The organism is Variovorax sp. Root434, from assembly GCF_001426595.1.
Lineage (GTDB): Bacteria > Pseudomonadota > Gammaproteobacteria > Burkholderiales > Burkholderiaceae_C > Variovorax.
In genome coordinates, this window is sequence record NZ_LMEK01000006.1 from 142,212 (window position 1) to 163,456 (window position 21,245).

At 66.2% G+C, this 21,245-nt stretch carries 24 protein-coding genes and 3 tRNA genes; 19 read left to right on the plus strand and 8 right to left on the minus strand.

Annotation, left to right across the window (positions count from 1 at the left end; translation table 11 throughout):
• Nucleotides 1–52: 52 nt before the first annotated feature.
• Entirely contained in the window at nt 53–865 is an 813-nt protein-coding gene (locus tag ASD05_RS07395; protein ID WP_056590392.1) for a MetQ/NlpA family ABC transporter substrate-binding protein, read from the minus strand.
• Nucleotides 866–1,102: 237 nt separating this feature from the next.
• On the opposite strand from ASD05_RS07395, the gene ASD05_RS07400 reads away from it, so the two are divergent.
• Genes ASD05_RS07400 through ASD05_RS07415 form a run of 4 tightly spaced genes read left to right on the plus strand, consistent with a single transcriptional unit; the run spans nt 1,103 to nt 3,867 of the window.
• A complete protein-coding gene (locus tag ASD05_RS07400) occupies nt 1,103–1,975 on the plus strand; it encodes a methionine ABC transporter ATP-binding protein (RefSeq protein ID WP_056589752.1) in 873 nt (290 codons plus the stop codon).
• Nucleotides 1,968–2,630: a methionine ABC transporter permease gene (locus ASD05_RS07405; protein WP_007835547.1), complete on the plus strand. Its 663-nt coding sequence runs from the start codon at nt 1,968–1,970 to the stop codon at nt 2,628–2,630. Before ASD05_RS07400 ends, ASD05_RS07405 begins: the two co-directional genes overlap by 8 nt.
• A gap of 33 nt (nt 2,631–2,663) precedes the next feature.
• Entirely contained in the window at nt 2,664–3,491 is an 828-nt protein-coding gene (locus ASD05_RS07410) for a MetQ/NlpA family ABC transporter substrate-binding protein (RefSeq protein ID WP_056589755.1), read from the plus strand.
• A gap of 25 nt (nt 3,492–3,516) precedes the next feature.
• Nucleotides 3,517–3,867: a hypothetical protein gene (locus tag ASD05_RS07415; RefSeq protein WP_056589758.1), complete on the plus strand. Its 351-nt coding sequence runs from the start codon at nt 3,517–3,519 to the stop codon at nt 3,865–3,867.
• Between the two features lie 243 nt (nt 3,868–4,110).
• On the opposite strand, the gene ASD05_RS07420 is transcribed toward ASD05_RS07415, so the two are convergent.
• A complete protein-coding gene (locus ASD05_RS07420; RefSeq protein ID WP_056589761.1) occupies nt 4,111–5,040 on the minus strand; it encodes an alpha/beta fold hydrolase in 930 nt (309 codons plus the stop codon).
• A gap of 126 nt (nt 5,041–5,166) precedes the next feature.
• Here ASD05_RS07420 and ASD05_RS07425 point away from each other — a divergent pair, with 126 nt between their 5' ends.
• Genes ASD05_RS07425 through ASD05_RS07440 form a run of 4 tightly spaced genes read left to right on the plus strand, consistent with a single transcriptional unit; the run spans nt 5,167 to nt 7,766 of the window.
• A complete protein-coding gene (locus ASD05_RS07425; RefSeq protein ID WP_056589764.1) occupies nt 5,167–6,228 on the plus strand; it encodes an aldo/keto reductase in 1,062 nt (353 codons plus the stop codon).
• Entirely contained in the window at nt 6,225–6,716 is a 492-nt protein-coding gene (locus tag ASD05_RS07430; protein WP_007835536.1) for an aminoacyl-tRNA deacylase, read from the plus strand. Before ASD05_RS07425 ends, ASD05_RS07430 begins: the two co-directional genes overlap by 4 nt.
• A 53-nt stretch (nt 6,717–6,769) precedes the next feature.
• Complete coding sequence (gene plsY / locus ASD05_RS07435) at nt 6,770–7,405, plus strand: glycerol-3-phosphate 1-O-acyltransferase PlsY (protein ID WP_056589767.1); 636 nt, start codon at nt 6,770–6,772, stop codon at nt 7,403–7,405.
• Nucleotides 7,406–7,412: 7 nt separating this feature from the next.
• On the plus strand, nt 7,413–7,766 hold the full coding sequence (locus ASD05_RS07440) for a RidA family protein (RefSeq protein ID WP_056589770.1): 354 nt from the start codon (nt 7,413–7,415) through the stop codon (nt 7,764–7,766).
• 10 nt (nt 7,767–7,776) lie between these two features.
• Here the strand turns inward: ASD05_RS07440 and ASD05_RS07445 are convergent, their stop codons facing one another.
• Nucleotides 7,777–8,421 carry a TIGR02281 family clan AA aspartic protease gene (locus ASD05_RS07445; RefSeq protein WP_056589772.1) on the minus strand — a complete coding sequence of 215 codons (645 nt, stop codon included), beginning with the start codon at nt 8,419–8,421 and terminating at the stop codon, nt 7,777–7,779.
• A 10-nt stretch (nt 8,422–8,431) separates the two neighbouring features.
• On the minus strand, nt 8,432–8,917 hold the full coding sequence (locus tag ASD05_RS07450; protein ID WP_056589774.1) for a YajQ family cyclic di-GMP-binding protein: 486 nt from the start codon (nt 8,915–8,917) through the stop codon (nt 8,432–8,434).
• A 45-nt stretch (nt 8,918–8,962) separates the two neighbouring features.
• Between ASD05_RS07450 and murB the strand changes: the two genes are divergently transcribed.
• Together murB and ASD05_RS30345 are read left to right on the plus strand one after the other, a co-directional pair.
• A complete protein-coding gene (gene murB / locus ASD05_RS07455; RefSeq protein ID WP_056589777.1) occupies nt 8,963–10,015 on the plus strand; it encodes a UDP-N-acetylmuramate dehydrogenase in 1,053 nt (350 codons plus the stop codon).
• A gap of 4 nt (nt 10,016–10,019) precedes the next feature.
• Nucleotides 10,020–10,862: a glycine-rich domain-containing protein gene (locus tag ASD05_RS30345; RefSeq protein ID WP_056589780.1), complete on the plus strand. Its 843-nt coding sequence runs from the start codon at nt 10,020–10,022 to the stop codon at nt 10,860–10,862.
• An 80-nt stretch (nt 10,863–10,942) separates the two neighbouring features.
• On the opposite strand, the gene argG is transcribed toward ASD05_RS30345, so the two are convergent.
• The 4 genes from argG to ASD05_RS07480 all read right to left on the minus strand — a co-directional run bounded on the left by argG (nt 10,943) and on the right by ASD05_RS07480 (nt 13,750).
• On the minus strand, nt 10,943–12,283 hold the full coding sequence (gene argG, locus ASD05_RS07465) for an argininosuccinate synthase (RefSeq protein WP_056589783.1): 1,341 nt from the start codon (nt 12,281–12,283) through the stop codon (nt 10,943–10,945).
• Between the two features lie 16 nt (nt 12,284–12,299).
• The gene (locus tag ASD05_RS07470) at nt 12,300–12,626 is read right to left on the minus strand and encodes a pyrimidine/purine nucleoside phosphorylase (RefSeq protein ID WP_056589786.1); all 327 of its coding nucleotides are present in this window, start codon (nt 12,624–12,626) and stop codon (nt 12,300–12,302) included.
• Nucleotides 12,627–12,752: 126 nt separating this feature from the next.
• The gene (locus tag ASD05_RS07475; RefSeq protein ID WP_056589789.1) at nt 12,753–13,337 is read right to left on the minus strand and encodes a hypothetical protein; all 585 of its coding nucleotides are present in this window, start codon (nt 13,335–13,337) and stop codon (nt 12,753–12,755) included.
• A 59-nt stretch (nt 13,338–13,396) separates the two neighbouring features.
• Nucleotides 13,397–13,750: an ArsC family reductase gene (locus ASD05_RS07480; protein WP_056519447.1), complete on the minus strand. Its 354-nt coding sequence runs from the start codon at nt 13,748–13,750 to the stop codon at nt 13,397–13,399.
• A 36-nt stretch (nt 13,751–13,786) separates the two neighbouring features.
• Here ASD05_RS07480 and folC point away from each other — a divergent pair, with 36 nt between their 5' ends.
• The 9 genes from folC (at nt 13,787) to ASD05_RS07525 (ending at nt 21,084) form a co-directional block, all read left to right on the plus strand.
• Nucleotides 13,787–15,094, plus strand: coding sequence for a bifunctional tetrahydrofolate synthase/dihydrofolate synthase (gene folC, locus ASD05_RS07485; RefSeq protein WP_056589791.1), 1,308 nt, complete (start codon nt 13,787–13,789; stop codon nt 15,092–15,094).
• 61 nt (nt 15,095–15,155) lie between these two features.
• A complete protein-coding gene (locus tag ASD05_RS07490) occupies nt 15,156–16,046 on the plus strand; it encodes an SPOR domain-containing protein (protein ID WP_056589794.1) in 891 nt (296 codons plus the stop codon).
• Between the two features lie 21 nt (nt 16,047–16,067).
• Complete coding sequence (locus ASD05_RS07495) at nt 16,068–16,553, plus strand: CvpA family protein (RefSeq protein ID WP_007835514.1); 486 nt, start codon at nt 16,068–16,070, stop codon at nt 16,551–16,553.
• A gap of 12 nt (nt 16,554–16,565) precedes the next feature.
• Nucleotides 16,566–18,068: an amidophosphoribosyltransferase gene (purF, locus tag ASD05_RS07500; protein WP_056589797.1), complete on the plus strand. Its 1,503-nt coding sequence runs from the start codon at nt 16,566–16,568 to the stop codon at nt 18,066–18,068.
• A gap of 11 nt (nt 18,069–18,079) precedes the next feature.
• The gene (locus ASD05_RS07505) at nt 18,080–19,306 is read left to right on the plus strand and encodes an O-succinylhomoserine sulfhydrylase (RefSeq protein ID WP_056589800.1); all 1,227 of its coding nucleotides are present in this window, start codon (nt 18,080–18,082) and stop codon (nt 19,304–19,306) included.
• Between the two features lie 4 nt (nt 19,307–19,310).
• The gene (gltX, locus tag ASD05_RS07510) at nt 19,311–20,699 is read left to right on the plus strand and encodes a glutamate--tRNA ligase (RefSeq protein ID WP_056589803.1); all 1,389 of its coding nucleotides are present in this window, start codon (nt 19,311–19,313) and stop codon (nt 20,697–20,699) included.
• Between the two features lie 36 nt (nt 20,700–20,735).
• Nucleotides 20,736–20,811 (plus strand) — tRNA-Ala (locus ASD05_RS07515).
• Nucleotides 20,812–20,862: 51 nt separating this feature from the next.
• Nucleotides 20,863–20,938 (plus strand) — tRNA-Glu (locus ASD05_RS07520).
• Between the two features lie 69 nt (nt 20,939–21,007).
• Nucleotides 21,008–21,084 (plus strand) — tRNA-Asp (locus tag ASD05_RS07525).
• The last annotated feature ends 161 nt before the right edge of the window (nt 21,085–21,245 follow it).

Sequence of the window (21,245 nt, forward strand, 5' to 3'; positions counted from 1 at the left end):
CGTGCCCCCACCCCAACCCTCCCCCAGCGGGGGAGGGGGAAATACCCCGAAATCAGAACGCGGGGATCAGCGAACCCTTGAACTGCGTCTCGATGAAGCTCTTCACCTCCGGCGACTGATAAGCCGCCACGAGGCGCTTGGCCCAGGGCTTGTCCTTGTCGGCGCGGCGCACGGCGATCAGGTTGGCATACGGGCTCTTGGCGGCTTCCTTGATGACGGCGTCCTTGTTCAGCGACAGGCCCGCCTTCTCGGCGTAGTCGTTGTTGATGGCGGCGATGGTCAGGTCGTCGAGCGAGCGCGGCAGCTGGGCCGCGTCGAGCGCCACCAGTTTCAGCTTTTTCGGGTTGGTCACCACGTCGAGCGGCGTGGCGGTGTTGTTCTTTACCGCCTCGGGCTTTAGCGTGATGAGGCCGGCGGTCTGCAGCAGCAACAGCGCGCGGTTGCCGTTCGACGGGTCGTTCTGGATGCCGACCGCCGCGCCATCGGGCAGCTGGTCGATCGATTTGATCTTGCGCGAATAGAAGCCCAGAGGCGCGGTGATGGTCAGGCCCACCGGCACGATGTCGAAGCCGCGCGCCTTGTTCTGGTTGTCGAGGAAGGGTTGGTGCTGGAAGGCATTGGCGTCGAGGTCGCCCGAGGCCAGCGCCGCATTGGGCAGCTGGTAGTCGTTGAACACCACGACCTGGATGTTCAGGCCGTCCTTGGCGGCGACCTTCTTGACCACCTCGAAGATCTGCTCGCCGTTGCCGACTGAGACACCGACCTTGAGCGTGTTCTTGTCCTGCGCGAAGGCGGTGTTGCCGGCAAGGAGGGTGGCGGCGAGCGCGGCCAGGGCGAGGGCGCGGCGGCGGAAAGTGCTGTGCATGTCGTTGTGCGAAATCAAAAAATGAAGGCGCGAATGTGGCATTGCGGACGCCGTTTGGAAACGAACCAATGCGCATATCTATATGGCGCATTGGTTTACACGTTCGTGCCCTTATGTGTTCTGAGGCATAAGCAAGCGCCGATTTGTTCGTTCCCTTTCGTTGCCTTTCTTTTCATACTCGACCCCTTTTTCGCGAACCTCCGCGACCTGCGCGCCGCGCGGGCCGCGCTTTTCTCCATGACCCAACCCACGCCTGACTCGGGCCGCGACATACACGCGGCGCCAGTCATCCGTCTTCAATCGGTGCAGAAGTCCTTCGCCTTGCCCAACGGCGAGGTGTTCGACGCCGTGCAATCGCTGTCGTTCGACATTCAGCAGGGCGACGTGTTCGGCCTGATCGGCAAGAGCGGCGCCGGCAAGTCCACGCTGCTGCGCCTCATCAACCTGCTGGAGCGGCCCGATGCGGGCAAGGTGCTCGTCGGCGGGCGCGACCTCACCACGCTCTCGCGCCGCGAGCTGCGCGACACGCGCCAGAACATCGGCATGATCTTCCAGCAGTTCAACCTGCTGCAGAACGCCACGGTGTTCGACAACGTGGCCTTCCCGCTGAAGATCCACGGCCGCCACTCGAAGGCCGAGATCGATGCCCGTGTGCGCGAGTGCCTGGCGCTCGTGGGCCTGGCCGAGAAGATCGACACCTACCCGGCCCAGCTCTCGGGCGGGCAGAAGCAGCGCGTGGCCATTGCCCGTGCGCTGGCGCCGCGCCCGCAGGTGCTGCTGTGCGACGAGCCCACCTCGGCGCTCGACTCCGAAACCACGCGCTCGCTGCTGGAGACGCTGCGCGAGATCAACCAGAAGATCGGCGTGACCATCGTGATCGTCACGCACGAGCTGTCGGTGGTCGAGGTGCTGTGCCGCAACGTGGCCATCCTCGAGAAGGGCCGGCTCGTGGAGCAGTTCGCGGTCGATGCACCGAGCGAAGAGCGCAAGACCGCACTGGGTCGCGAGATCGACGAGCTGGTGCGTCGCCGCGAACGCGAGGCGCGCCTGCCGGTCGAGCCGCGTCCGGCTTCGGTACAGCGCAACGTGCTGGAGGCGGCCTATGTTTGAGAACATCGCCCCCATCCTCCCCGAGCTGTGGGTCGCCACCGGCCAGACCTTCATGATGCTGGCCATCGGCCTCTCGGCCGCGGTGCTCATCGGCGGGCCGCTCGGCATCCTGCTGTTCCTGCTGGGCCCCGGCCAGTCGCTGGAGAACAAGCCCGCGTTCCTGGTGCTCAACTGGCTCGTGAACACGGTGCGTTCGTTCCCATTCATCATCCTGCTGGTGGCCTTGGTGCCGTTCACGCGGGTGATTGCGGGCACGTCGATCGGGCCGCTGGCAGCAGCGGTGCCGCTGTCGTTTGCGGCCATTCCCTACCTGGCGCGGCTGGTCGACCAGTGCCTGCGCGAAGTGCCGCGCGGCGTGATCGAGGCGGCGCATGCCATGGGCGCGACCGAGCTGCAGATCGTCTGGCGCGTGCTGCTGGTCGAGGCCCGCTCGGGCCTGGTGCTGGCGCTGACCGTGCTGGCCGTGAGCTTTCTCTCGTACTCGGCCGTGGCCGGCGTGGTGGGCGGCGGCGGCATCGGCGACCTGGCCATCCGCTACGGCTACTACCGTTTCCAGACCGACGTGATGGTGCTCACCGTGGCGCTGCTCGTGGTGCTGGTACAGATCCTGCAATTCGTGGGCAACACCACGGCAAGCAGGCTCGACAAGCGTTGATTCCTTCTTTTTCCCCCTAGCTCTCCCTTTCCCATGAAGACCGTATTCCTGCGTCGTTCCGTTCTCGCCCTGTCCCTGGCTGCCGTCTCGCTCGGCGGCCTCTCGCTGCAGGCCCACGCGCAAGACCCCGCCAAGAAGAACCTCGTGATCGGCGGCACCGCCGGCTCCAACGCCGACCAGCTCAAGGCCGGCATCGTGCCCATCCTCGAGAAGAAGGGCTACAAGGTGAAGCTGGTCGAGTTCAACGACTACGTGCAGCCCAACCTCGCGCTGGCCCAGGGTTCGCTCGACGCCAATTTCTTCCAGCATCAGGTCTACCTGAAGAAGTTCGCGGCCGACCAGAAGCTCGACCTGGCCGAACTGGTGCAGGGCCCGATCGCGCCGATGGGCGTGTATTCGACCAAGCGCAAGACGCTGGCCGACGTGAAGGAAGGCGACCGCGTGACGCTGCCGAACGACCCGAGCAACCTGGCCCGAGCGCTCGTGCTGCTGGAGCAGAACAAGCTGATCACGCTCAAGCCCGGCATCGACGCGTTGCGCTCGACGGAAAAGGACGTGGCCGAGAACCCGAAGAAGCTGAAGTTCATTCCGCTCGAAGCCGCGCAACTGCCGCGTTCGCTGGGCGACACCGAGTACGCCATCGTCAACGGCAATTTCGCGATCTCGTCGGGCCTGAAGCTCACCGAGGCCGTGGTGCTGGAAAAAACGCCGGACTACTACCTGAATGTGGTGGCCGTGAAGACCGCCGACAAGAACACCCAGTGGGCCAAGGACATCGCCGAGGCCTACCGCTCGAAGGAGTTCAAGGCGGTGGTCGACAGCAAGTTCCAGGGCTATGCCAAGCCCAGCTTCCTGCAGTAACTTCGCAGACAACAAAGGACGCCCCATGCCCGTGCTCGCCGTATTCGATGCCCAAGGAAGCTGGCGCGACACGCATGTGTGCGACGGCTGGATCACCGAGCACCTGGCCGGGCAGGGCGTGAGTTGGGGGCGTGGCAAGAAGAAGGGACAGCGCGTGCTGGAGAGCGCCGGGCTGTTCTATGTGCCGACCGCCGACGGCTACCTGGGGCTGCTTGTCGAGGCCGGCGAATGGGTGTCGGTGCCGGACGGCAAGCCGCATTTCTTCGATGCGGGCGAGGTTGAGTCGTTCGACGCCTTGCCTGCTTCGTTGCCGCTCTTCGAGGCTTTCGTCGAAGAAGTTCTCTCGCTGACGGGCAACGACGCAGACGAAGAGTAAAGAGTGGGTGGTCTTGTTCCCGGCGCGTGCACAGGCCGCCGGGTACTCCCCTCCGCGAATGTCCCCCGGCCTGCGGCCTCCTCCTTTATTTCGCTGCGGGGAGCACCCGACGCCCTGTGAACGATCACGACGGCGGGGTGCCTTGCGCAGCGAAATAAAGGAGGAGGCCGCAGGCCGGGGGACATTCGCGGAGCAAGGTACCCCGTCGGCGTGAGCGCGCCCTGAACAGCGCCCCCCGTCCCCTCAGGATGCCAGGAACGCTTCGATCATCCGCGCCACGCGCTGCGGCTGGTCGTGGTGCAGCATGTGGCCCGCGTCTTCGAGGCGCTCGATGCGGCTGTTGCCGACCGACTTCAGCCGCTCGTGGAATTCTTCTAGCGTGTAGCGGTTCTTCCACCAGCCTTGCAGGCTGTCGTCCGCGGCCTCGACCATCAGCAGCGGCGCGGTGATGCGCGCATACAGCGCCAGCGTTTCGTCGACCCGGAAGATGTGGGCGTTGACGATCTTGTGGGCCGCCTCGCCGAGGATCTGCCAGCGTTCGCTGCCATCGGGCTGCGCCTGGTTGGCCGACCAGTGGCTGGCGAGCCACTGGGCCTTGTCGGGCGTGAGGCGCGGGTTGGTCTTCATGAGGCGGCGCGCCACGCCGTCCACGGCCGAGTAGCCGGCCAGCGCCATTTCGCCGCGGTGCAGGCGCTTGAGCTCGTCGATCCACTGGCCGTAGCGCGCGGGGGCTTCCTCGGGCTTGCGCGCGGGCATGCCGAAGCCTTCAAGGTTGACGAGGCGGCGGATGCGCTGGGGCCGCACACCGGCATAGTGCATGACGACGTTGCCGCCCATGCTGTGGCCGACGAGGTCGACCTGCCGTGCGTTGTCGCCCTCGCCAGCGTAGTGGTCGAGCAGCCATTCGAGGTCGGCCAGGTAGTCGGCGAGCCAGTAGTTGTCGACGCCGCCGCCGTCGGTCAGGCCGAAGCCGCGCCAGTCGGGAGCGATGATGAAGCGGTCCTGCTCCATTGCATCGACCACGAACTGCCACGACGCCGCCACGTCCATCCAGCCATGCACCAGCACCAGCGGCGGTCGGGCATCGGAGGGCTGGCCCCAGAGGCGCACGTGGTAGCTGAGGTTGCGCACGGGCACGAATTCGCTGCGGGAGGGGCGGAGGACTTGGTACATGGGCGCCGATGATAAGGAGGCCTTTGTGATGACGCAGTCCGGCGCACGACAGCCGGCCGTCACGGATTGCTCGGGTTTTGGCGCAGCGGCCAGCGGGTTGCGGGTCGGGGCGGTAGCATCCCGCGCATGAAAAAGATCCAACTCGGTCAAAGCGACCTGCACGTCACCCCGATCTGCCTCGGCACGATGACCTTCGGCGAACAGGTCGACGAGCCCACCTCCCACGCCATCCTGAGTCGCTCGCTCGAGCGCGGCGTCGACTTCATCGACACCGCCGAGATGTATTCGGTGCCCGCGCGCAAGGAAACCTACAGCGTCACCGAAACCATCATCGGCAACTGGTTCGCCGCCAACCCCGGTGCGCGCCAGAAGCTGGTGGTTGCGACCAAGGTGGCCGGCCCGTCGCGCGGCATGCCCTGGGTGCGCGAGGGCAGCGGCATGACGGCGGCCGACATCGAGGCCTCGTGCAACGCCAGCCTGAAGCGGCTGCAGACGGACGTCATCGACCTCTACCAGATCCACTGGCCGGAACGCCACGTGCCGATGTTCGGCAACGTCTACTACGACCCGGCGAAGGAAACATCGCAGACCCCGATCCAGGAGCAGCTCGAAGCGCTGGGCAGGCTGGTGAAGGCGGGCAAGGTGCGCGCCATCGGCCTGTCGAACGAAACGCCCTACGGCGTGCACGAGTTCGTGCGGCTGGCCGAGCAGCACGGGCTGCCGCGCGTGGCGACGGTGCAGAACGTGTACAGCCTCATCAGCCGGGGCCACGAGAACGCGCTGGACGAGACGATGCACCGGCTGGGCGTGTCGCTGCTGGCGTATTCGCCGCTGGCCTTCGGCCTGTTGACGGGCAAGTACGACCAGAGCGGCATCGAGGGGCCCGATGCGCCCAAGGGCGCGCGGATTTCGAGTTATGAATCGGTGCGCAAGCAGCGTTGGGGCCGTCCCGATTCGCTGCGCGCGGCCAGGCGCTACAACCAGCTGGCGCGCGACAACGGCCTGACGCCGACCCGACTGGCGCTGGCCTTCTGCTACACGAAGTGGCAGGTGGCGAGCACGATCATCGGCGTGACCTCGCTGGCGCAGCTGGAAGAAGACCTGGACGCGTACGGCACCACGCTGTCGCCCGAGATCCTGGCGGAGATCGACAAGATCCGCTGGGAAATCCGCGATCCGGCGGCGTGAGCAAGAAGACCCACGTGTCCGAAACGCCCGCAACGCAGCTGTTGCGGACGCACAAGGTCGCGTTCACGGAGCATCCCTACGAGTACGTCGAGCACGGCGGTGCGCAGCGGGGCGCCGAGATGCTCGGGCTCGACCCGTTCACCGTCATCAAGACGCTGGTGATGCAGGACCAGGACGCCAGGCCGCTGATCGTGCTGATGCACGGCAACCGCACGGTGTCTACCAAGAACCTCGCGCGGCAGATCGGCGCCAAGTCGGTCGAGCCCTGCAAGCCCGAGGTGGCCCAGCGGCACAGCGGCTACATGGTGGGTGGCACGTCGCCGTTCGGCACGCGGCGCGAGATGCCGGTGTACGTGGAGGCCACCGTTCTCGAGCTGCCGAAGATCGTGCTCAACGGTGGGCGCCGGGGCTACCTGATCGGCATCGATCCGCAGGTGTGCGTGGCGCTGCTGGGCGCGAAGCCCGTGCAGTGTGCGCTGGCAGAATAGCCGGCGGCGGTCGTCGCCGGATAGAACAACAACCATCCCCGCGGAGCGCCGCCTTGAGTTTCAACTTGCCTTCCCTCATCGCCATCGTGGCGTCGTACCTGATCGGCTCGCTGTCCTTCGCGGTCATCGTGAGCAAGGCGCTCGGCATGGCCGATCCGCGCAGCTATGGCAGCAAGAACCCCGGCGCCACCAACGTGCTGCGCTCGGGCAACAAAGGCGCGGCGTTGGCCACTCTGCTGCTCGATGCGCTCAAGGGCTGGGTGCCGGTGTTCGTCATCCGGCATTTCGGCGCGCAGTGGGGGCTGGGGGAGGGCGTCGCTGCCCTGGCCGGCCTGGCTGCGTTCCTCGGCCACCTTTACCCGGTGTTCTTCGGCTTCCAGGGCGGCAAGGGCGTGGCCACCGCGGCGGGCGTGCTGGTGGGCATCGCGCCCTGGCTGGGGCTGGCGACCGGCGCCACGTGGCTGATCGTCGCGGTCTTCTTTCGTTACTCGTCGCTGTCGTCGCTGGCGGCCGCCTTCTTTGCGCCGGCCTACTATCTGATTGGCGGCGGCATTGCGTGGCCACTCGACCGCACGGTGCTGATTGCGATCATCGTCATGAGTCTGCTGCTGATCTGGCGGCACCGCGAAAACATCCGCCGGCTCGCGGCCGGCACGGAGTCGAAACTCGGCTCGAAGAAAAAGGCTTGAAAACACCATGGCTTCCCTCACCCGCTTCCACGTCGGCCCCCGCCTCTCGGAGACGGCTGTGCACAACGGTACCGTCTACCTCGCGGGCCAGGTGCCCGACGACACCGCGCAGGACATCCGCGGCCAGACCGCGCAGGTGCTGGGCATGGTCGACCGCCTGCTGGCCGAGGCCGGCAGCGACAAGTCGCGCATCCTCATGACGCAGATATTCCTGGCGGACATCACCGACATCACCGCCATGAACGAGGTGTGGGACGCGTGGATTCCGGCCGGCAATACGCCGCCGCGCGCGACCGTGCAGGCCAAGATGGCCAATGCGGCCTACAAGATCGAGATCGTGGTGACGGCCGCGCAGGCCTGACACCGGGGCTTCAATAGCGTTTTTCGAGGACCATCTGGTCCGCGTCGCGCCGCATCGAGAAGCGATTGATGAAGCTGTTGCCCAGCAGCACGAAGGGCATGGCCTGCGGCGAGACGATGGCGTCGATGTCGTAGACCTCGACGTCGCCCACGCGCACCGATTGCAAGCGCAGCCGGTAGCCTTGTGCCTGCCCGTTGGCGGTGTTCATCACGACGCGCTGGCCCTTGCTGTAGTCGAGCCCGATGCGCAGGGCATCGTCGGCCGACAGTGCGATCGACGTGGCGCCTGTGTCGAGCATGAAAGTGACGGGCCGGCCGTTGATGGCGCCCTGTGTCATGAAATGCCCGCGGCTATCTGCCGACAGCACGACGCGGCTGCCCCCACCGCCTGTTCCGCCCCCGCCACCGATGCTGACCGGCGTGTCCATGCGCAGATTGATGCGCTTGCCATCGAGTTCGACCACGGCCTGCTCGGCCTGCAGCGACACCAGTTTCACGCCCTGGTAGCTCTCGCCAACCGCGACGGTCTTGGGCGGGTTGCCGTTCACGATCAGGATGGCGCGGCTGCCGATGCTGCCGGTCAGGGTGACCGAGCCGGCGGCATGCGCCACGGCAGCGGCAGCCAGCAGCTGCGCTGCGACGACGAGCGCTTTCATGCGGGCGGGCTCAGTCGCGGAAATTGTTGAACGTGAGCGGCATGTCCGGCACGTCCTTCTTGATGAGGGCCATGGCGGCCTGGAGATCGTCGCGCTTGGCGCCGGTAATGCGCACCGCATCGCCCTGGATCGCGGCCTGCACCTTCAGCTTGCTGTCCTTGACGATGCGGGTGATCTTCTTGGCCTGCTCGCTCTCGATGCCGCTCTTGATCTTGATGACCTGCTTGACCTTGTCGCCGCCCATCTTCTGGACGTCGCCCTTGTCGAGGAAGCGCACGTCGACGCTGCGCTTGGTGAGCTTGCTGCGCAGGATGTCTTCGACCTGCACGAGCTGGAACTCGGCGTCGCCGATCATGGTGATCTCCTTGTCCTTGAGCTCGACGGCGGCGGCCGTGCCCTTGAAATCGAAGCGCGTGCCGATTTCCTTGGCGGTGTTCTCGACCGCGTTTTTCACCTCGGGCAGGTTGGGCTCGCAGACGGTATCGAAGGACGGCATGGACTCTCTCCTGAATTCACTTGTGCTGGATGCGACAATTCTCCCATGATCGTGGAGTCCAACGTCCCGCTGCAGCCCTACAACAGCTTCGGCATCGTCGCGCGTGCGCAGCATCTGGTGCGCATCGCCAGCGAGGCCGACCTGGTCGCGCTGCATGCCGACGAGGCATGGCGCGATGCGCCCCGTTTCGTGCTGGGCGGCGGCAGCAACATCGTGCTCACGGGCGACGTCAAGCCGCTGGTGCTGAAGATAGAGATCAAGGGCCTGCGGCTGGTGGAAGAAACTCCGCGCGCCTGGATCGTCGAGGCCGGTGCCGGCGAGAACTGGCACGACGCCGTCGAATGGATGGTGCGCAGCGGCTACCCGGGGCTCGAAAACCTGGCGCTGATTCCGGGCACGGTGGGCGGCTCGCCGGTGCAGAACATCGGCGCCTACGGGGTCGAACTGCAGGACCGCTTCGAATCGCTCGACGCCTACGACCTGGAAACGGGCCGCAGCTTCATGCTCGACGCCGCGCAGTGCGCCTTCGGCTATCGCGATTCGGTGTTCAAGCACGTGCGCAGCGGCCCGAACGACTTCGGCTTGGCCGGACGCGCGGTGATCACCCGGGTGCGATTCCGTTTGCCCAAGCCGTGGAAGGCCGTGGTCGGCTACCTCGACCTGGAGCGCAAGATGGAAGAAACCGGCAACTTCACGCCGGACGCCCAGGACATCTTCGACTGGATCTGCGCCATCCGCCGCGCCAAGCTGCCCGACTGGCGCGTGCTGGGCAACGCCGGCAGCTTCTTCAAGAACCCGACGGTCACACCCGAGCAGTGCGCCGACATCATTGCGCGTGATCCGAAGATCGTGCACTACCCGATGGCCGACGGCAGCATCAAGCTTGCGGCCGGCTGGCTCATCGACGCCTGCGGCTGGAAGGGCAAGTCGGTGGGCAATGCCGGCGTGTACGAGCGGCAGGCGCTGGTGCTGGTCAACCGCGGCGGCCACGAGAACCCGGTGACGGGCGGCGAGGTGATGACCCTGGCCAAGGCCATCCAGACCAGCGTGTACGAGCGCTTCGGCATCCGGCTGGAGCCGGAACCGGTGGTGGTCTGACGGCATGGATCTCGACTTCCTGCACCTGAATTTCCGCCGCCGCATCGGCGCCCTCGTGTGGGCCCGGCGCGCGGTGCCGCTCGTCGCGCTGGCCGCCGTGTTCCTGGGTTCGCGCCGCTGGGGCTCTGTGGTGGCCGTGATCGTGGTGGCGCTGCTGTTCTCGGCGGTGCTCAAGTTCCTCGAAACCAGCCTGCGCCGCCAGTTCATCCGCGAGGCCCGGCTGCCGCCGTTCCTCATCGGCAAGCTGCGCGAGGCGCATCCGCAACTGAGCCGGCGCGACGCCGAGCTGGTGCTGCGCGGCCTGCGCCAGTTCTTCATGTCGCACCTGCGCAGCGACCGCAAGTTCGTCGCCATGCCATCGAAGGTGGTCGACACGGCGTGGCACGAGTTCATCCTGCACACGCAGGGCTACCAGAACTGGTGCAAGGCGGCCTTCGGCGCCATGCTGCACCACAGTCCGGCCGAGGTGCTGGGCAAGGATGCCCGGCGCAACGACGGCCTGCGCCGCACCTGGTACTGGGCCTGCAAGGAGGAGAGCATCGACCCGCGCAAGCCGGCGCGGCTGCCACTGCTGTTTGCGCTGGACATCAAGTTCGCCATTGCGGGCGGCTTCCACTATGTGCCTGACTGCCGGGCGGTCGAGCGGCACATCGGCTCCGACGCCCAGTGCGGCACCAGCTTCGGGGAATCGTCATCGTCGGATGGCGGCAGTGCGGGCGATGCCGGTGGGTTCGGCGGCAGCGAATCGAGCAGCAGTGGCGGCGATGGCGGCTCCAGCGATGGCGGCGGCTCGTCCGACTGCGGAGGCGGTTGCGGCGGCGGCTGCGGTGGAGGCGGCGGCGACTGATACCCTGTCGGCGCGCCAAAGAAAAACGGGCCCGAAAGGGCCCGTTGGCGTTTCTGCCTCCGGGAGGCAGGGCGCGGCGATCAGTTCGCGTCGCCGTCGTTGGCCAGCTTCGGCAGCGAAGCGCCTTCGCTCGACGACAGCAGGCCGACCTGCGTGTAGATCGCGAGCTTCTCGCGCGTGTCGACGATGTCGAGGTTGCGCATCGTGAGCTGGCCGATGCGGTCCAGCGGCGTGAACGCGCCTTCGACCTTTTCCATGCTCAGGCGCTCGGGCTTGTACGTGAGGTTGGCCGACTCGGTGTTCATGATCGAGTAGTCGTTGCCGCGGCGCAGCTCGACCGTCACTTCGCCGGTGATGGCGCGCGCCACCCAGCGTTGCGCCGTCTCGCGCAGCATGATGGCCTGCGGGTCGAACCAGCGGCCCTGGTACAGCAGGCGGCCGAGCTTGCGGCCGTTGTCGCGGTACTGCTCGATGGTGTCTTCGTTGTGGATGCCGGTGACGAGGCGCTCGTAGGCGATGAACAGCAGCGCGAGGCCGGGCGCCTCGTAGATGCCGCGGCTCTTGGCCTCGATGATGCGGTTCTCGATCTGGTCGCTCATGCCCAGGCCGTGGCGACCGCCGATGCGGTTGGCTTCGAGGATCAGGTCGACCAGGTTCGAGTAGCGCACGCCGTTCAGCGCAACGGGTACGCCTTCTTCGAAGCGCACCGAGACGGTCTCGCGCTTCACTTCGACTTCGTCCTTCCAGAAGGCCACGCCCATGATGGGCTGCACGATCTGGATGCCGCTGTTCAGGTGCTCGAGGTCTTTGGCCTCGTGCGTGGCGCCGAGCATGTTCGAGTCGGTCGAGTAGGCCTTCTCGGCCGACATCTTGTAGGCGAAGCCGGCCTTCTGCATGAACGCCGACATCTCGGCGCGGCCGCCCAGCTCGTCGATGAAGACCTGGTCGAGCCAGGGCTTGTAGATCTTCAGGTTGGGGTTGGTGAGCAGGCCGTAGCGGTAGAAGCGCTCGATGTCGTTGCCCTTGTAAGTGCTGCCGTCGCCCCAGATGTGGACGTCGTCTTCCTTCATGGCCGACACCAGCATCGTGCCCGTCACCGCGCGGCCCAGCGGCGTGGTGTTGAAGTAGGTGACGCCGGCGGTGGTCACGTGGAAGGCGCCGGCCTGCAGCGCGGCGATGCCTTCGTTGGCGAGCTGCACGCGGCAGTCGATCAGGCGGGCGTTCTCGGCGCCGTAGAGCATCGCCTTGCGCGGAATCTCGTCGTAGTCGGGCTCGTCGGGCTGGCCGAGGTTGGCGGTGTAGGCGTAGGGGACGGCGCCCTTCAGCTTCATCCAGTGCAGCGCTGCGCTGGTGTCCAGGCCGCCCGAGAAGGCGATGCCGACCTTCTGGCCGGCGGGTACGTTTTGGAGGATGGTCGACATGTCAGGAGGTCCGGTTTCAGCCGAAGTGGCAGATGTAGCTGTAGGGCTCGCCGGCCACGCGGATCTGGAAGCTCGAGTTGCCCGGCACGTTGAATTTCTGGCCCGGACCCGAGGCGATCCATTCGGTGCTGCCCGCGAGCTGGTATTCGCAGCTGCCGCCGGTGCCTTCCATGATTTCAGGCGCGCTGGTGTTGAAGGTGAGGGTGGACGGCAGGATCACGCCGACCGATTTCTTCGTGCCGTCCGCCAGCGTGAGGCTGTGGCTCACGCATTTGCCATCGAAGTACACATTGGCCTTGGTGGCCACTGCGGCGCTGTTGAGAGTGTCGGTAGTCGTCGTCATTGGATGGCGCCGGCGCGGGAGCGGTCGGCAAATCGAGGACGCACCGCACCAGCGGCGCATCCGTCAAGGGTTGGAAAAGTCCTCGATTTTAGGGGCTCGGGCGGCCTGGGCCGCCGGCCTAGCGGCTCAGCGGTGCCAGCCGCGGTATCCGCCACCCCAGCCGCGGTAATAGCCACCGCCCCAGCCGCGCGAATAGCCGAGGTTCAGCGAGAAGCCGACCGGCGGATAGACGTATGGATAGGCATAGGGGTACGGGTAGGCCGGCTGGACGTAGACGGGGGCGGCATACACCGGTGCCGGCTGGTAGACCGGCGCGGGGGCGTTGGAGACGACCACGCCCGGCTCGGGCACCACGTTGTCCCATGGCGAGCCGCTGTACTGCGGATAGCCATTGCCGCTATCGGCCTCGACCGGATAGGGCTGCAACTGCGGCTGCGGCGCCACCGGCGAGGTCGTCACGCCGTAGGCGCTGGCCTGAATCGAAATGGTTGCACCGGGCCGGCTGTTCATGCGGGTGGTGTACTGGCGGCCGTTGTATTCATACGTGACGTTGTAGTTGACGTCGCTGCCGGTCGTTTCGCGGATCGGCGTGGCGGAGATCACGCGGGCCTGGACCACCTGGTTCTGCTGGGCGTGCACGAGCCCGGTGCCGGCGGCCAAGGCTGCGGCCGCGGAAATCCCGGCGAGGGTGCGAAAAACATGCGTATTCATGGTGTGTTTCTCCTGCAGATCGGGGTTGGAGGCCGGGCAGGCAGGCCGGGTTCCGGCGTTTACACGGCGTTGACAGCCCAGGCGTCGGCGTCGAACCCTGTCGTAACGGGTTTTTTCGCCCCCCAGTTGACCACCGGCCGCTTGATCAGGCTGGGGTTGGCCAGCAGCACGGCGCGGGCCGAGCCGGCATCGACCACGCCCTCGCGGGTGGCGTCGTCCAGCTTGCGCCAGGTAGTGCCCTTGCGGTTGACCAGGGCCTCCCATCCGGGCTTTTTCAGCCACTGGTCGAGCTCGGCCTCGGGCACGCCCTGTTTCTTGAAATCGTGGAAGGTGTAGGCCACGCCATGTTCATCGAGCCAGGCGCGGGCGCGCTTGACGGTGTCGCAGTTCGGAATGCCGTATAGGGTTGTCATGCCCGCGATGATGCCCTGGGCGGCCAGTCGGCGACAATGCCGGCCTCCATGGAAACCCTTAACGACTGGCTCGCGCGCGCCGAGCACCTCCATCCCAAGAACATTGAACTCGGGCTCGAGCGCGCCAAGGAAATGGCGCAGCGCCTCGGCCTGCGCTTCGGCTGCCCCGTGATCACGGTGGCGGGCACGAACGGCAAGGGCTCGACCTGCGCCATGCTCGAATCGATCTTGACGCACGCGGGCTATCGCACGGCGGTGTTCACCTCGCCGCACCTCGTGCGCTTCGAAGAGCGCCTGCGGCTCAAGGGCGAAGCCGTCGATGCTTCCAAACTGATAGCAAGTTTCGAAGTGGTGGAAAAGGCGCGCGGCGACATGAGCCTGACCTACTTCGAGTTCACGACGCTCGGCATCCTGCATTGCATGACCGAGGAAAAGCCCGACGTGGCGATTCTCGAGGTCGGCCTGGGAGGGCGGCTCGACGCGGTCAACATCATCGACACCGACTGCGCGGTCATCACCAGCATCGACCTCGACCACATGGAATACCTCGGGCCCGACCGCGAAAGCATCGGCTTCGAGAAGGCCGGCATCATGCGGCCGGGCAAGCCCGCCATCGTGAGCGACCCGATGCCGCCGCAGAGCGTGATCGACCATGCGAACGCGATCGGCGCCGACCTCTGGCGCTTCGGGACCGACTTCAACGTGTCGGGCGACAAGCAGCAGTGGGGCTGGTCGGGTCGTGGCCGGCGCTACAGCGGGCTGGCCTACCCGGCGCTGCGCGGGGCCAACCAGCTCATCAATGCGGCCGGCGTGCTCGCGGCGCTCGAAGCCCTGCGGCCGCAGTTGCCGATCACCGCGCAGGCCGTGCGCAACGGGCTCGCGATGGTCGAGTTGCCGGGCCGCTTCCAGATCGTGCCGGGCGAGCCCGCGCTGGTGCTCGACGTGGCGCACAACGCCCATGCCGTGGCCGCGCTGGCCGAGAACCTCGACGCGATGGGCTTCTATCCCACCACGCACGGCGTATTCGGCGTGATGGCCGACAAGGACCTCGCACCGATCCTCGCGCGCATCGGGCCGCTGATCGACCGCTGGTACTTCACCGACCTGCCCACGCCGCGCGCCGCCAAGGCCGCCGACCTGCTGGCCAGCTGGCAGGCGCAGAACACGCGCACCGACGCCTCGGGCAGCGTGCACGCGGGCCCGATGGAAGCGTTGCGCGCAGCCATCGAGCAGGCGGGGCCCGCTGATAGAATCGTGCTCTTCGGATCGTTCTTCACCGTGGGTGGCGTGCTCGAAAACGGCACCCCCCGGCTGCAAGCCAAACACCTGCTGCCAGGCGGCTGATCGTCGGGCTGTCCACACCATCTGGCACCACCTCGCTGCACTCCTTCAGGGATCGAACTTCATGGCGTTTTTCAAGTTCCGCACGCGCGGCCCGCAAGGCAACGAAGGACGCAGCGCCCCAGCCGCCGTCCCCGCGGAAAGTGTCGAAACCATGCGTCGGCGTGCACGCCACCGGTTGCTCGGCGCAGCGGTGCTGGTGCTGCTCGGCGTGATCGGTTTTCCGCTGCTGTTCGATACGCAGCCGCGCCCCGTGTCGGTCGACATTCCCATCGAGATTCCCGACCGCAACAAGGTCAAGCCACTGCCCGTGCCCGCTGCACCGGCGCCCACCACGAGCAGCGCGCCGGCAGCGCCCGACAGCGGCAGCAGTTCGCGCGTGGCTTCGGCGTCGTCCGGCGGCATGATCACCGAGACCGCCGACGGCACGGTGATCGAATCCGGCAGGCCCGTGCCCAGCACGCCGCCCGTCGCGGCCGCCGAGCCCAAGCCGGAGCCGAAGCCCAAGCCGGAGCCCAAGCCCGAGGCCAAACCTGAACACAAGCCGGAGGCCAAGCCCGAACACAAGCCGGAACCCAAACCCGAGCCCAAGCCGAAGCCCGAACCCAAGCCCGAAGCGAAGCCCAAGCCGGCCGACTCGGGCGATGCTGCCCGTGCCCGCGCGCTGCTCGAAGGCAAGCCCGTCGCGACGGCTGCCGCGCCGAAGCCCGCCGCCGATGAAAGCGGCCGCTTCGTGGTGCAGGTCGGCGCTTTCGCCGATGCCGACAAGGCGCGCGAAGTGCGCCAGAAGCTCGAGAAGGCCGGCCTCAAGACCTACGTGCACGTGGCCAAGACGGCCGACGGCGAGCAGCGCACGCGTGTGCGTGTGGGCCCCTTCGGTTCGCGTGCCGAGGCCGACCGCGCGGCGGAAAAGGTCAAGGGCTTGTCTTTGGCGGCTGCGATCCTCACGTTGTAAGAGCTGTCGCCTGCTGTTGCCGTGGCCTTGCTCGACTGGATCGCCGTCGCGCTCATCGGGGTGTCGATGCTGTTCGGCCTGATGCGCGGGCTGGTGTTCGAAGTGATTTCGCTGATCGGCTGGGTGGCGGCTTTCATCGCCGCCCAGTGGCTGGCTTCCGGCGTGGCGGCATGGCTGCCGTTCGGCGATCCGCAGGGGGCGTGGCGTTATCCGCTGGCCTTCGTGCTGGTCTTCGTGGCGGTGGTGTTCGGCGTGGGCCTGGTGGCAGCGCTCACGCGCAAGTTGATCACGGTCGTGGGTCTGCGGCCGGTGGACCGGATTCTGGGAGCGGCGTTCGGTGCGGCGCGGGGTGCGGTGGCCCTGCTCGTGCTGGCCGTCGTTGTTCATTTGCTGGTGTTGAGCGACAGTGCCTGGTGGCACGAATCGCGCAGCGCCATTGTTCTCGATGCGGCATTGCAGGGCCTGAAACCCGCGCTGCCTGAAAAGTTGGCAAGCTACCTGCCCTGAGAGGAATCGTTCATGTGTGGAATCGTCGGCGTTGTCAGCAACGCACCCGTCAATCAGCTGCTCTATGACGCGATGCTGCTGTTGCAGCACCGCGGCCAGGATGCGGCCGGCATCGTGACCTTGCTGGAACGCAAGTTCTTCATGCACAAGGCCAAGGGCATGGTCCGCGACGTGTTCCGCACGCGCAACATGCGCGCGCTGCCGGGCAGCGTGGGCCTGGGCCAGGTGCGCTACCCGACCGCCGGCAATGCCTACAGCGAGGAAGAGGCGCAGCCCTTCTACGTGAACGCGCCGTTCGGCATCGTGCTCGTGCACAACGGCAACCTGACCAACGCGCATGCGCTGCGCGCGGAGCTGTTTTCCACCGACCACCGCCACACCAACACCGAGAGCGATTCCGAAGTGCTGCTCAACGTGCTGGCACACGAACTCGAACGCTCGTCGCGCGGGGTGCCGCTGCACCCGGCCGAAGTGTTCGCCGCGGTCAAGAACATGCACAAGCGCCTGCGCGGCTCGTACGCCGTGGTGTCGCTCATTGCCGGCCACGGTCTGCTCGCCTTCCGTGACCCCTACGGCATCCGCCCGCTGTGCATGGGCCGCAGCGCCGATGGCGCCGTGATGGTGGCCAGCGAATCGGTCGCGCTCGAAGGCTCGGGCCATGTGTTCGAGCGTGACATCGCCCCGGGCGAAGCCGTGTTCATCGACCTCGAAGGCAAGGTGCACTCGATGCAGTGCGCCGAGTCGCCCACGCTGAACCCCTGCATCTTCGAATTCGTGTACCTCGCGCGTCCGGACTCCGTGCTCGACGGGATCTCGGTCTACCAGGCGCGCCTGAACCTCGGCGAAACGCTGGCCAAGCGCGTGGTCTCGACCGTGCCGCCGAACCAGATCGATGTGATCATCCCGATCCCCGAGTCGAGCCGCCCGAGCGCCACGCAGCTCGCGCACCTGCTGGGCGTGCCGTACCGCGAAGGCTTCGTGAAGAACCGCTACGTGGGCCGCACCTTCATCATGCCGGGGCAGGGCGTGCGCAAGAAGTCGGTGCGCCAGAAGCTCAACGTGATCGCCAGCGAATTCAAGGGCCGCAACGTGCTGCTGGTCGACGACTCGATCGTGCGCGGCACCACCAGCCAGGAAATCGTGCAGATGGCGCGTGACGCCGGCGCGCGCAAGGTCTACCTGGCCAGCGCCGCGCCGCCGGTGCGCTACCCCAACGTCTACGGCATCGATATGCCGACCAAGGGCGAACTGGTGGCGCACGACCGCACGGTCGAGCAGATCCGCGAACTTATCGGCTGCGACGCGCTGATCTACCAGGACGTCGATGCCATGAAGCGCGCGATCGGCTCGCTCAACCCCAAGCTCGACGGCTTCGACGCATCGTGCTTCGACGGCGTGTACGTGACCGGCGACATCGACACCGAGGCCATCTCGCGCATGAACGGCAACCGTCCCCGCATCGAAGAGACCGAAGAGGATTCTTCGCGCCTCGCGCTTCCCAACCTCAGCGAGTGAGAGCAGACGAAGTGACCGACGAAGAACGAACATTGCCGCCCGGGCTGCATCCGGAGACGCTCGCGCTGCGTACCGGGCTCGCGCCGAGCCAGTACGGCGAGCATTCCGACGCGCTCTTCCTGACCAGCGGCTTCGTGCAGCCCGACGCCGAAACCTCGATGCGCCGTTTCGCGGGCACCGAGCCGGGCTTCACCTACTCGCGCACCTCGAATCCGACCGTGACCAGTTTCGAGCAGCGTATCGCAGCGCTCGAAGGTACGGAAGCTGCGATCGGCGCTTCGACCGGCATGGGCGCGATCCTCATGATGTGCATGGGCCTGCTGAAGGCCGGCGACCATGTGGTCTGCTCGCGCTCGGTGTTCGGCTCCACGCTGAACCTGTTCGGCAAGGAGTTCGCCAAGTTCGGCGTCGAGACCACCTTCGTGTCGCAGACCGACGTGGCCGAATGGCGCGCAGCCGTGAAGCCCAATACCAAGCTGCTGTTTGCCGAGACGCCGACCAACCCGCTGACCGAGGTCTGCGACATCCGCGCGCTGGCCGATGTGGCGCATGCGGCGGGCGCGCTGCTGGCGGTCGACAACTGCTTCTGCACGCCGATCCTGCAGCGTCCGGCGGCGCTGGGCGCCGACCTCGTCATCCACTCGGGCACCAAGCACCTCGACGGCCAGGGCCGCGTGATGGCGGGCGCGATCTGCGGTCCCTCGAAGCTCATCGTCGACGTGTTCGGGCCCATCGTGCGCACCGCCGGCATGGCGCTGGCGCCGTTCAATGCGTGGGTCGTGCTCAAGGGTATCGAGACGCTCGGCATCCGCATGAAGGCGCATTGCGCGAACGCGATGGACATCGCTCAATGGCTCGAGAAGCAGCCGGGCGTTGCACGCGTCTACTATCCCGGGCTCGCCTCGCATTCGCAGCACGAGCTGGCGATGCAGCAGCAGTCGGGGCAGGGCGGCGCGGTGGTGTCGTTCGACGTGGTCGGCGACTCGCCCGAGACGGCGCGCGCCAATGCCTTCCATGTCATGAACAGCACGCGCGTGGTGAGCCTTGCCACCAACCTCGGTGACGTGAAGACCATCATCACGCACCCCGGCACCACCTCGCATGGCCGCCTCACCGAAGCGCAGCGCCAGGCGGCCGGCATCGGCCAGGGGCTGATCCGCCTCGCGGTCGGCCTCGAGCACGCCGACGACATCAAGGCCGACATTGCGCGCGGCCTGAGCACCCTGAATCCACGATAACGAAATGACCGGCAAAGTACGCACCCGCATCGCACCATCCCCCACGGGTTTCCTTCATCTGGGCACGGCACGCACGGCCCTCTACTCATGGGCCTATGCGCGCCACCATGGCGGCGAGTTCGTGCTGCGCATCGAGGACACCGACGTGGCCCGCTCCACGCAGGACTCCACTGACCAGATCCTCGCTTCCATGCACTGGCTTGGCCTCGACTACGACGAAGGCCCCATCTACCAGATGCAGCGCCTCGAGCGCTACCGCGAAGTCATCGCGCAGATGCTCGCGGCCGGCACCGCCTACCACTGCTACTGCACGCCGGCCGAGCTCGACGAGATGCGCGAGGCGCAGCGTGCACGCGGCGAGAAGACGCTGTACGACCGCCGTTGGCGCCCCGAGCCGGGCAAGGTGCTGCCGCCCGTGCCCGAAGGCGTGCCGCCGGTGGTGCGCTTCTGCAATCCGCCCGAAGGCGACGTGACGTGGAACGACCTCGTCAAGGGCGAGATCACCATCAACAACCGCGAGATCGACGACCTCATCATCCTGCGGCCCGACGGTGTGCCCACCTACAACTTCGCGGTCGTGGTCGACGACTGGGACATGAGCATCACGCACGTGTTCCGCGGCGACGAGCACATCAACAACACGCCGTGGCAGATCAACATCTTCCGCGCACTCGGTGCACCGCTGCCCCAGTTCGGCCATGTGCCCGTGATCCTGGGCGACGATGGACAGAAGCTCTCGAAGCGCCGCGGCGCGGTGAGTGTCACGGCCTACGAAGAGAACGGCTACCTGCCCGAGGCCATGCTCAACTACCTCGCGCGCCTCGGCTGGAGCCACGGCGACGACGAGCTCTTCACGCGCGAACAGATGGTGAGCTGGTTCGACGGCTCGCACTTGTCGAAGAGCCCCGCGCAGTGGGACGCGGCAAAGCTTGCTTGGGTGAATGCGCAGTACATCAAGGCGAAGAGCGGCGACGAGCTCGCCCCGCTTGTTGCAGCACAGTTGCAAAAGCGCGGCATCGTCGCCGATGAACGTTTGTCTGCGATCTGCGCGCTGTTCAAGGACCGTTGCGACACCACGGTGGCGCTGGCAGGGTGGGCCGCCGCGTTCTATGCGGACATCGACGTGACCGAAGCCGATCGCGCGCAGCACATCACCGATGCAGTGAAGCCCGCGATTGCAACACTCGTTGAAAAATTGATGGGCGTGACCTGGGATAAGGCCTCAATCGCAGTTACCATCAAGGAAGTTCTCGCCGCACATGCATTGAAAATGCCGGTGTTGGCGATGCCAGTACGAGTGCTTGTGATGGGAACATCGCAGACACCGTCCCTCGATTCAGTGCTCGAAATTTTTTCCCGCGAAAAAGTTATCGAGCGATTGAAAAAGGCCTGAAAAATCGGGCTATAATTCGAGGCTCGACACCCACACGGGGGTATAGCTCAGCTGGGAGAGCGCTTGCATGGCATGCAAGAGGTCATCGGTTCGATCCCGTTTACCTCCACCATCAAAGTGTCGAGAAGGTTAGAGATGCTGATCGCAGCACGTCCAAGGTTTTGACCCTATCGTCTAGAGGCCTAGGACACCACCCTTTCACGGTGGCTACCGGGGTTCGAATCCCCGTAGGGTCGCCAGTTTCACGCAAGTGAATCAGGCACAAGTCGTCAGCACTTGGCTCCGCAAGGAGTGAACGTTGTCTACCAGGAGTGGTAGTTCAGTTGGTTAGAATACCGGCCTGTCACGCCGGGGGTCGCGGGTTCGAGTCCCGTCCACTCCGCCAAGCTTAGAAGCCCTTGCGAGTCAATGACTTGCAAGGGCTTTTTCTTTGGTGGCGCTAGCAGTTTTGGTGGCAGCCCAATGCTCTGCCTGCGTACCTGGGTGGGCGCTCGTGCTCCTCTCATGCCACGCCTTCGTGGGCCCCGGTTCGGTGCAGTGGCGCGC

Excerpts from the sequence above, each read along its gene's own strand:
- ASD05_RS07395 (WP_056590392.1), bottom strand. The coding sequence starts at position 865 with ATGCACAGCACTTTCCGCCGCCGCGCCCTCGCCCTGGCCGCGCTCGCC.
- ASD05_RS07400 (WP_056589752.1), top strand. The coding sequence starts at position 1,103 with ATGACCCAACCCACGCCTGACTCGGGCCGCGACATACACGCGGCGCCA.
- ASD05_RS07405 (WP_007835547.1), top strand. The coding sequence starts at position 1,968 with ATGTTTGAGAACATCGCCCCCATCCTCCCCGAGCTGTGGGTCGCCACC.
- ASD05_RS07410 (WP_056589755.1), top strand. The coding sequence starts at position 2,664 with ATGAAGACCGTATTCCTGCGTCGTTCCGTTCTCGCCCTGTCCCTGGCT.
- ASD05_RS07415 (WP_056589758.1), top strand. The coding sequence starts at position 3,517 with ATGCCCGTGCTCGCCGTATTCGATGCCCAAGGAAGCTGGCGCGACACG.
- ASD05_RS07420 (WP_056589761.1), bottom strand. The coding sequence starts at position 5,040 with ATGTACCAAGTCCTCCGCCCCTCCCGCAGCGAATTCGTGCCCGTGCGC.
- ASD05_RS07425 (WP_056589764.1), top strand. The coding sequence starts at position 5,167 with ATGAAAAAGATCCAACTCGGTCAAAGCGACCTGCACGTCACCCCGATC.
- ASD05_RS07440 (WP_056589770.1), top strand. The coding sequence starts at position 7,413 with ATGGCTTCCCTCACCCGCTTCCACGTCGGCCCCCGCCTCTCGGAGACG.
- ASD05_RS07445 (WP_056589772.1), bottom strand. The coding sequence starts at position 8,421 with ATGAAAGCGCTCGTCGTCGCAGCGCAGCTGCTGGCTGCCGCTGCCGTG.
- ASD05_RS07450 (WP_056589774.1), bottom strand. The coding sequence starts at position 8,917 with ATGCCGTCCTTCGATACCGTCTGCGAGCCCAACCTGCCCGAGGTGAAA.
- murB (WP_056589777.1), top strand. The coding sequence starts at position 8,963 with ATGATCGTGGAGTCCAACGTCCCGCTGCAGCCCTACAACAGCTTCGGC.
- ASD05_RS30345 (WP_056589780.1), top strand. The coding sequence starts at position 10,020 with ATGGATCTCGACTTCCTGCACCTGAATTTCCGCCGCCGCATCGGCGCC.
- argG (WP_056589783.1), bottom strand. The coding sequence starts at position 12,283 with ATGTCGACCATCCTCCAAAACGTACCCGCCGGCCAGAAGGTCGGCATC.
- ASD05_RS07470 (WP_056589786.1), bottom strand. The coding sequence starts at position 12,626 with ATGACGACGACTACCGACACTCTCAACAGCGCCGCAGTGGCCACCAAG.
- ASD05_RS07475 (WP_056589789.1), bottom strand. The coding sequence starts at position 13,337 with ATGAATACGCATGTTTTTCGCACCCTCGCCGGGATTTCCGCGGCCGCA.
- ASD05_RS07480 (WP_056519447.1), bottom strand. The coding sequence starts at position 13,750 with ATGACAACCCTATACGGCATTCCGAACTGCGACACCGTCAAGCGCGCC.
- folC (WP_056589791.1), top strand. The coding sequence starts at position 13,787 with ATGCCGGCCTCCATGGAAACCCTTAACGACTGGCTCGCGCGCGCCGAG.
- ASD05_RS07490 (WP_056589794.1), top strand. The coding sequence starts at position 15,156 with ATGGCGTTTTTCAAGTTCCGCACGCGCGGCCCGCAAGGCAACGAAGGA.
- purF (WP_056589797.1), top strand. The coding sequence starts at position 16,566 with ATGTGTGGAATCGTCGGCGTTGTCAGCAACGCACCCGTCAATCAGCTG.
- gltX (WP_056589803.1), top strand. The coding sequence starts at position 19,311 with ATGACCGGCAAAGTACGCACCCGCATCGCACCATCCCCCACGGGTTTC.